Raw genomic sequence first — 8,693 nt, 5'->3', positions numbered from 1 at the left:
TACAAATCCCGGGCCATACCCACCCGCTGCGCACCCTGACCGGTGAACAACACACCCACCCGCGGATCCGTCCCCGCCACAACCGGCAACACATGCCCCAGACCAGCAAGAAGCTCCTCACGGTCACTGCCCACGACCACCGCACGATGATCGAAAGCTTCCCGTGCATGCAGCAATGACCACGCCACATCCGCCGGCCGCAGCGCGGGATCCGACTCGACACGCGCCCGCAACCGCTCCGCCTGCGCCGCCACCGCCTCGGCCGACCGACCCGACAGCACCCAAGGCACGACGCCGGCCCGGGAAGAGGCCCCCGGCTCCGAAGCGGCCGACCCGGCGGGAGGGACAGGCGCGGAGCTCAGCACGACATGGCAGTTCGAGCCCCCGATCCCGAACGACGACACCCCGGCCAGGAGCGGCTCCTCCGCTTCGGACCCCGGCCACGGCGCGGCAGCCGTCGCCATCCGCAACCGCCACTCCTCGAACCGGATCGCCGGGTTCGGCTCCGCGAAGTTCAGGCTGGCCACGACGGACCGGTGCCGGATCATCAGCACCGTCTTGAGTAGCCCGGCGATGCCGGCCGCCCCCTCGAGGTGCCCGATGTTCGTCTTCACCGAGCCCACGACCAGCGGCTGCGCCGACGACCGGCCCCGGCCCAGGACGGCGCCGAGGGCTTCAGCCTCGATCGGGTCGCCGACCTTGGTGCCGGTGCCGTGCAACTCCACGTAATGCACCTGCGCCGGGTCCACGTCCGCGCGCTCGTAGGCCTGGCGCAGCACCGCCTCCTGCGCCGCCGCGCTGGGCACGGACAGGCCGCGGGCCGAGCCGCCGTTGTTCGTCGCGGTGCCGCGGATGACGGCGTGTATGCGGTCGCCGTCGGCGAGCGCGCGGGCCAGCGTCTTGAGGACCACGAAGCCGCCGCCCTCGCCGCGCACGTAGCCGTCGGCCCGTGCGTCGAAGGTGTAGCACTGGCCGTCCGCGGACAGGGTGCCGAGCTTCGCCGCCATGAGGGCGGTCTCTTCGAGCAGGTTGAGCTGGACGCCGCCGGCCAGCGCCGCGGTCGCGCGTCCGCTCAGCAGGGCCTCGCACGCCAGGTGGACGGCGACCAGCGACGAGGACTGGCCGGTGTCGACCGCCATGCTCTCGCCTTGCACGCCCAGGAAGTGGGAGATGCGGTTGGCGATCAGAGCGCGCTGGGTGCCGGCCTGCGCGTACGGGTCGGGGTCGTCGCCGGCGTCGGCCAGGCGCAGTTTGGCGTAGTCGTCGGCCATCACGCCGACGTAGACGGGGACCGGCTCGCCACGCAGCGCGCCGGGGACGATACCGGCGTGCTCGAGTGCCTCCCAGCTCAGTTCCAGGGCGAGCCGTTGCTGCGGGTCCATCTCGACGGCCTCGCGCGGCGAGATGCCGAAGAAGCCCGGGTCGAAGGTGTCGACCTGCGGGAGGAAGCCTCCGTGGCGTACGGCAGCGGGCCTGGCCGGGTCGCCCTGGCCGGGCCAACGGTCGTCGCCGACCTCGGTGACGCCCGACGCCCCGGATCGCAGCAGCTCCCAGAAGGCGTCCAGGTCCTCGGCGTGGGGCAAGCGGCACGAGAGACCGACCACAGCGACGAGACGGTCAGCGTGCGCAGCACCCATCGGACAACCTCCGGTCAGGGGGATTCCGCGCTCGGGCGGAGGGGGGGTGACGGCATCCGCACTTCGGCGGGCAGAGGTCCAAGCTAACCGCGGCCGGGAGCGCGGGGCATTCCTCAACCTGGTAGTCCACAGCCGACGTCCGCTGCCCGCCGGGGAGCGCTCTCCCCCGCCGTGAAACCACCAGCATTAGTGGTTCCGGGGCCGGTGCCGTCCTGGAACTATCGACGCGGGTCTCGCCCCACCCGCCCTCGACTCCGGGAGCTGACAACCATGGGTGACCGTTTTGATCGCGACTTGGTGGTGGAGACGTCGTCCGGCTCGGTCCGGGGTTTCCTGGACCGCGGGACACCGAACTGGCGGGGCGTGCCCTACGGCCGGGTCGAACAGCGTTTCCACCCGCCGGTGCCCGCGTTGCCGGGCGAGCCGGTCGACGGCCGCCACTGGGGGCCGATCTGCTGGCAGCTGCCGATCGTGGCCGGCCGGAGCCCGTCCTCGGTCTTCCCCGACGCCGCCGAGTGCGAGGACTGCCTCAACCTGAACGTCTGGTCGCCCGGTCCGGACCCGGGCGCCCGGCGTCCGGTGCTGGTGTGGCTGCACTTCGGCAGCCGGGCCTACGGTGCGGGGAGCACCCCGATGATCGACGTGTGGCACTTCGCCGCCCGGCACAACGCCGTCGTCGTGACCCCGAACTATCGGCTCGGCCCGTGGGGCTGGCTCTATCTGGGCGCGCTGGACCCGGAGTTCGAGAACAGCGCCAACCTTGCCCTGCTCGACCAGATCCTCATGCTGCGCTGGGTCAAGGACAACATCGCGGCGTTCGGCGGTGACCCGGACAACGTCACCGTCTTCGGCATGTCTTCAGGCGCCTCCGACCTGGGCGCGCTGCTGGGCGCACCGGCGGCGCGAGGGCTGTTCCACAAGGCTGCCTCCTACAGCGGGGCACAGGCGCCGATGCTGGAGAAGGACGCCACGGAGTTCGCCGAGGAGTTCCTGGCGGCCGCGGGCTCACTGGCGGCCACGGCGGCCGAGCTGGCCGAGCTGCCCAACGTCGGCCTGCGGACCGTGCACCGGCGGCTGCTGCGGCAGAGCGTCTCGCGCGCCGGAGGCCCGATCATCATCCGGTACGGGCCCTTCGTCGACGGCTCCGTCCTGCCCAAGGCGCCTCTCGACGCGCTGGCCGACGGTCTCATGGCCGGAGTCGCCCTGCTGGTGTCCAACGTCGCTGAGGAGGCGGGTGTGTGGGACGCCTGGGGTGCGGTCGACCACGCCTACTCGCGCGTCTTCGCCGGCAGTGACCAGTCGGTGTCGCACGAGGAGAAGGTGGAACAGCTGTCCGAGTACCGCTGGGTCGGACCGGCCCGGAAGCTGATCGCCGCCCATCACCAGGGCGGCGGGACCGGCTGGATGCAGAAGTTCGACTACGCGCCGACGACCAACTGGCAGACCGCGCTCTCCTATCCCGAGGTGGCAAGGCGGCCGGTGCACGGCGCTGACGTGGCGTCGCTGTTCCTCGACCCCGAGGGCGAGGTCGGCTCCGAGGACGACCGCACGGTCGCCGCGCTGGACCAGGCCGCTCTGCTCGCCCTGGCCCGCGACGGTCGCGCGCCCTGGACGCCGTGGTCACCGGACAACCAGAGCCCGCACCGGATCGCCGCCCCGGCACACTGATCACGGAAAGGTCCCACCGTGTCGGATACTCCGCCCCCCCTGGCCGGTCTCACCGTGATCGACGCGTCCACGCTCTTCGCGGGCCCCTTTGCTGCGCGGCTGCTCGGCGACTACGGTGCCGAGGTCATCAAGGTCGAGGCGCCGGCCGGCGATCCCGTGCGCGGGTTCGGTCACGCCCAGAACGACGTCCCGCTGCTGTGGAAGGTGCTGGGCCGCAACAAGAAGAGCGTGGTGCTCGACCTGCGCGAGTCCGCGGGCGCCGAGAGTTTCCTGCGCCTGGTGCGGCGCGCCGACGCGCTCATCGAGAACTTCCGGCCCGGCACGCTGGAGCGCTGGGGACTCGGCCCGGAGGTGCTCGCCGAGGCGAATCCGCGGCTGGTGCTGGCCCGGGTGACCACGTTCGGCCAGGACGGCCCGTACGCGCGGCGTCCTGGCTTCGGCACGCTGGCCGAGGCGATGAGCGGGCTGGCCGCGATGTCCGGTGAGCCGGACGGCCCGCCCGCGCTGCCGTCGTTCCCCCTGGGCGACGCCGTGGCCGGGCTGCACGCCGCCCTGGCGGTCCTCATCGGGCTGCGCGCCCGCGACACGAACGGCACCGGTCAGGTCGCGGACGTCGCGATCACGGAGACGCTGATCGGCACGCTGGGCGCCCAGCTCACCGTGTACGAGCACCTCGGCGTCAAGCCCGAGCGGATCGGCAACCGCAGCCACAACAGCGCGCCCCGCAACGTCTACCGGTGTGCGGACGGCCGCTGGGTGGCGGTGTCCGCGTCGGCGCTCTCGATCGCCGAGCGTATCGTCCGGCTGGTCGGCCGCCCCGAGTTGGTCGCGGAGCCGTGGTTCGCCACCGGAAGCGGCCGGGCCGCGCACCGCGAGGTGCTCGACGACGCCGTCCGGTCGTGGATCGCCGCCCGCAAGCGCGACGAGGTCGTCACCGCGTTCGAAAAGGCGCAGGCGGCGGTCGCCCCCATATACGAGGTCGACGACGTCCTGAACGATCCGCAGTTCCGCGCCCGCGGCCTGACCGTGGAGGTGCCCGACGCCGAGCTCGGCACCGTACGCATGCCGGGCCTGCCGTTCCGGCTGTCGGCCACCCCGGGCCGGATCGACTGGGCCGGCCCACGCGTCGGCGAGCACACCGAGGAATTCACAGGAGAGACCGAGGCATGAGCACCGACGAGACCCCGCGGCAGGTCTTCCGCAGCTGCCTCTACGTGCCCGGCCATCATCCGGACCGGATAGCCCGGGCCTACGACACCGAGACCGACGCGGTGATCCTCGACCTCGAGGACGCCGTCCCCCCGCCGGAGAAGACCCGGGCCCGCGAGATCGTGGCCGAGGCCGTCACGACCCCGGCCGCAAAGCCCACCTATGTCCGGGTGAACCCGGTGTCCTCGGGTCTGTGCGAGGACGACATCCGGGCCGTGGCCGGCGCCGGGCTCGCGGGGCTGCGGGTAGCGAAGGTCTCCTCATCCGAGGAGGTGCGGCTCGTCGCCGGCGTGCTCGACGAGCTCGGCCATCCCGGCCGAATCCACGTGCTCATCGAGTCGGCCGAGGCGCTGGAGCACGCGTACGAACTGGCCACCGCGTCCGAGCGGGTGACGATGGTGGGCCTGGGTGAGTCCGACCTGCGTGCCGACCTCAACACCACCAACGAGGGCCCGACCATGGACAGTGCCCGGGCCCGGGTGATCGTCGCCGCCCGCGCCGCCGGCCTGCCCAACCCGATCCAGAGTGTCTACGCCGAGCCTCGGGACCTGCGCGGGCTGCTGGTCACCAGCCGGCACGGCCGCCGGCTCGGGTTCCTCGGCCGGATGGCGATCCACCCGGCGCAGATCCCGATCATCCACGACGTCTACACCCCGACGACCAACGAGATCGACGACGCACTGGAGGTCTTCGCGGCCGCGGACCTCGCCGCCACGGAGAGCCGGTCGATCGCCATCACCGCGCAGGGCAAGATGGTCGGCCCGCCCGCCTTGGCCCGCGCCCGCCAGGTGCTGGAGCTGGCCACCGCCCTCGATCTGATCGCGGAGGCCCGGACCGGGACCACCCCATCGCCACGCGACACCGGGAGCAACGGAGGTTCTTCATGACCGAGCAGTGGGCGGTGCTGGACCCGGCGATCCGCCCGGCCGACCCCGAGGCCTATCTCAGAGCTGCGCTGCAGTGGCATTTCGGCGAGGACACCGGGTCGCCCTTCTGGCTGCGGCGGGCGAAATCGCTGGACTTCGACCCGCTGACCGACGTGATTACGTACGACGATCTGACGCTGTTCCCCAACATCGTCGACGAGCTGCGCGACATTCCCGTGGAGGACCTTATCCCGCGGGGGTACGGCCCCCGGCCCCCGGCGCCGAAGGTCTTCGAGACCGGCGGCACCACCGGCGCGCCCAAGCGGGTGATCCTCATGCCGGACTGGTTCGAGAGCTCCATCGACCGGATGCTCGCCGGGCCGGTGTTCGCCGGGCGGGAGCCGGGCAACATCCTGATCGCGACGCCGACCGGCCCGCACAAGATCGGCGGCCAGTACGACGACGTGGTGCGTCGGCAGAACACGATCAAGTTCACCATCGACGTCGACCCGCGCTGGGTCAAGAAGCTCATCGCCCGGGGCGAGAACGACCAGGTCAAGACGTACGTGGAACACGTACTGGACCAGATCGAACACGTCCTGACGACTCAGGACGTCGGGCTGCTGGTGATCACGCCGCCGCTGCTGCGCGCGTGCTCCGCACGTCCGCTGCTCGTCGAGCTCATCAACACCAAGGTGAGCGTGGTGTTCTGGGGCGGCGCGCACATGACGGCCGACGAGCGCTACGAGCTGCAGCACGTGCACTTCCCGGGCGTACGCATGGTGAGCCGCTACAACAGCGCGATGATCCTCGAGGGGGCCGCCGAGCGCGCCGGGACCGGCACCGGCGATCACGTGATCTACGACCCGTACAGCCCGGTGGTGACCTTCCGGGTGATCGACCCGGAGACGCGGGAGACGGTGGACTACGGCCGGCGCGGGCAGGTCGTGATGAACCACGTGAGCAAGGGCTTCTTCGCGCCCAACAACCTCGAACGGGACTCCGCCGTACGCGTGCCTGGCCCGGAGGGGCAGTTCGGCGACTCGGTGGCCGACCCCCGGCCGGTCGAGACGTTCGGTGGTGAGCGAGTGATCGAGGGCATCTACTGATGCGCCGACGCGTCCCATTCATTCCCAGGAAGAGGAAAGTGTGATGTCCGACCAACCGTGGCTGCACCGCCTGGACCCCGCCGAGGCGGCCGAGATCGACGACGCGCTGGACGTGCTGCTCAAGAGCGGCAAGCCGAACTTCGCCGCGAGCCCCGCCGACTTCCCGCTGCCCGCGCTGGGACCGAGGCTGCGCGGCATCGTCGACTCCATCGAGAACGAGCCGGGCTTCGCCCTGGTCCGGGGAGTTCCGGTCGGCGACAAGAGCGAGGACGAGGTCCGCCGACTCTACTGGGGACTCGGCATGTACATCGGCGTGCCCATGATCCAGAACAACAGTGACTCCAGCATGGTCGACATCCGCGACGAGCGCCGGGCGGGCAAGCTGCGGGTTCACAAGTCGAATCAGCACATCGGCTTCCACATCGACTCGACCGACGTCGTCACCCTGCTGTGCCGGCGGGCGGCCTCGCAGGGCGGCACCAGCCTCGTGGTCAGCGCCGAGGCCGTACGCCGGGAGATGTCCTGGGAGTGCCCCGAGCTGCTGAGCGCGCTGTACGAGCCGCTGCCCTTCGCTGACGTCGCCTCCCCCGACGACGAGCGTCCGGACGTCTTCCTGAGCCCGGTCTTCGGTCGGCACGAAGGGCTCACCACGACCCGGTTCTACATCCGCCGGGTGCTGCGCAGCCAGGACAACCCTGACGCGCCGCGGCTGACAGAGCGGCAGCTCGAGGCCATCAACAAGGTCGAGGAGATCGCCGCCCGGCCCGGCCTGGTCACGCCCATGGAGTTCGAGCCGGGCGACCTGCAGATGATCAACAACCACCTGGTGCTGCACGGCCGCACGGCCTTCGCCAGCGAGGAGCCCGGGGCGGGACGGCACCTGCTGCGGATGTGGTTCTCCGTGCCGTCGAGCCGGTCGTTGCCGCCCGGGTACGAGGCGGCGTGGGGCACCCGCGAGGGCGGCACCCTGCGCGGCGCCGGCCCGCGCTGGCAACTGCAGGGCGAGTTCGGCGAGTTCCAGCGCCGACAGGCCGAGGAACTGGGCGTGGCGATCCCGGCCTGACTCCGGCGTCCGCGGTGGACGATCACAATGGTAGGTTGGGCGGCATTGCCACACGCGGATAGTATTTGCGCAATTTGTCATATACCTGGCAGGGAGAGTCATGGCACTGCTCGGAAAGTTACTGAAGAACCGGCGCGCGGGTGAGGCGGGCCTCGCCTGGCACGCGCCGCACCTGGCAGGGGCCGAGACCCTGGCCGTGACCAGCCCCGACTTCGGCCACGAGACGACGCTCCCGGTGGTACACGCCGGCCGCAAGCTGGGCGGGGAGGACGCCTCGCCCGCGCTCGCCTGGACGGCGGCGCCCGCGGGCACGGCACAACTGCTGCTGGTCGTCGAGGACCCTGATGCGCCCACCCCCAAGCCGTTCAACCACGGCGTCTTCCTCATCGAACCGTCGGTGACGAGCCTCGCGCGGGGCGCGCTCGACGGCACCAGCCCGGCGGCCGGTGTACGGCCGCTGCAGTCCGGCAAGGGCGTCGGCTACCTGGGGCCGGCCCCGATCAAGAGCCACGGCCCGCACCGGTACGCCTTCCAGCTCTTCGCCCTCGGCGAGCCGATCGCCACGGACGTGGAGAGTGTCAAGCCCGCGGCCGTGCTCGCGGCTGCCGGCAGTGTGCTCGCCCGGGGCCGCATCGACGGTTTCTACGAGAACCCCTGATCAGTCGAGATCAGGACTACCAGGTCTGGGGATGCCAGGACAACCCACCGCGGCCTAGCCTGCGACCGATCGTGCCCGGACGGCGACCGTCCCTCATGCACGATCAGCCGCCGTCAACGGCCCGCGTGGCGAGAAGGAGCCCCCCGATGACCGAACAAGTCAGCGCCGCCGCGCCGCACTACGAGGCCCCACTGGTCATCGGCACCGACGCCACGCCGCCGATCGCCTGGCGGCCGGTGCTCATCACCGCGGCGGTGGTCGCGGCCGTGATCACCGCGGTCAGCTGGCGGATCGGCGCGTACAGCAACGAGCTCTACTTCATCGGCGCGGGCGGCCATCCGGCCTGGGGCTACGTGGACCAGCCGCCGCTCACCCCGGTGCTGGCCCACGGCTTGTGGTCCGTCGCGCACTCGCTCGTGCTGCTGCGGCTGCCGGCCACCCTGTGCATGGTCGCCATGGTCGTGCTGAGCGCGCTCACCGCCC

General features: G+C 71.4%; 7 protein-coding genes and 1 pseudogene. 7 read left to right on the top strand and 1 reads right to left on the bottom strand.

What is annotated here, in order from left to right; all coding sequences use genetic code 11:
* A partial coding sequence (locus tag ABZ646_RS33525; protein ID WP_360527369.1) for a polyketide synthase occupies positions 1 to 1,583 on the bottom strand: 1,583 nt, incomplete at its 3' end.
* A gap of 324 nt (positions 1,584 to 1,907) precedes the next feature.
* On the opposite strand from ABZ646_RS33525, the gene ABZ646_RS33520 reads away from it, so the two are divergent.
* The 7 genes and pseudogenes from ABZ646_RS33520 to ABZ646_RS33490 all read left to right on the top strand — a co-directional run.
* Entirely contained in the window at positions 1,908 to 3,305 is a 1,398-nt protein-coding gene (locus ABZ646_RS33520; RefSeq protein WP_360527366.1) for a carboxylesterase family protein, read from the top strand.
* A gap of 18 nt (positions 3,306 to 3,323) precedes the next feature.
* The gene (locus ABZ646_RS33515; RefSeq protein WP_360527363.1) at positions 3,324 to 4,475 is read left to right on the top strand and encodes a CoA transferase; all 1,152 of its coding nucleotides are present in this window, start codon (positions 3,324 to 3,326) and stop codon (positions 4,473 to 4,475) included.
* Positions 4,472 to 5,401 carry a CoA ester lyase gene (locus ABZ646_RS33510; RefSeq protein ID WP_360527360.1) on the top strand — a complete coding sequence of 310 codons (930 nt, stop codon included), beginning with the start codon at positions 4,472 to 4,474 and terminating at the stop codon, positions 5,399 to 5,401. Before ABZ646_RS33515 ends, ABZ646_RS33510 begins: the two co-directional genes overlap by 4 nt.
* On the top strand, positions 5,398 to 6,489 hold the full coding sequence (locus ABZ646_RS33505; protein ID WP_360527357.1) for a phenazine antibiotic biosynthesis protein: 1,092 nt from the start codon (positions 5,398 to 5,400) through the stop codon (positions 6,487 to 6,489). The genes ABZ646_RS33510 and ABZ646_RS33505 overlap by 4 nt, the downstream gene beginning before the upstream one ends.
* Before the next feature lie 43 nt (positions 6,490 to 6,532).
* On the top strand, positions 6,533 to 7,552 hold the full coding sequence (locus ABZ646_RS33500; protein ID WP_360527354.1) for a TauD/TfdA family dioxygenase: 1,020 nt from the start codon (positions 6,533 to 6,535) through the stop codon (positions 7,550 to 7,552).
* Positions 7,553 to 7,652: 100 nt separating this feature from the next.
* On the top strand, positions 7,653 to 8,210 hold the full coding sequence (locus tag ABZ646_RS33495) for a YbhB/YbcL family Raf kinase inhibitor-like protein (protein ID WP_360527351.1): 558 nt from the start codon (positions 7,653 to 7,655) through the stop codon (positions 8,208 to 8,210).
* Between the two features lie 146 nt (positions 8,211 to 8,356).
* Positions 8,357 to 8,693, top strand: a pseudogene (locus ABZ646_RS33490) (hypothetical protein); the annotation flags it as partial.

Source organism: Streptomyces sp. NPDC007162 (genome assembly GCF_040634175.1).
Classification (GTDB): Bacteria; Actinomycetota; Actinomycetes; order Streptomycetales; family Streptomycetaceae; genus Streptomyces.
The sequence above is the reverse complement of the archived record's forward strand: the minus strand, read 5'-3'. Positions and strand labels throughout refer to the sequence as shown.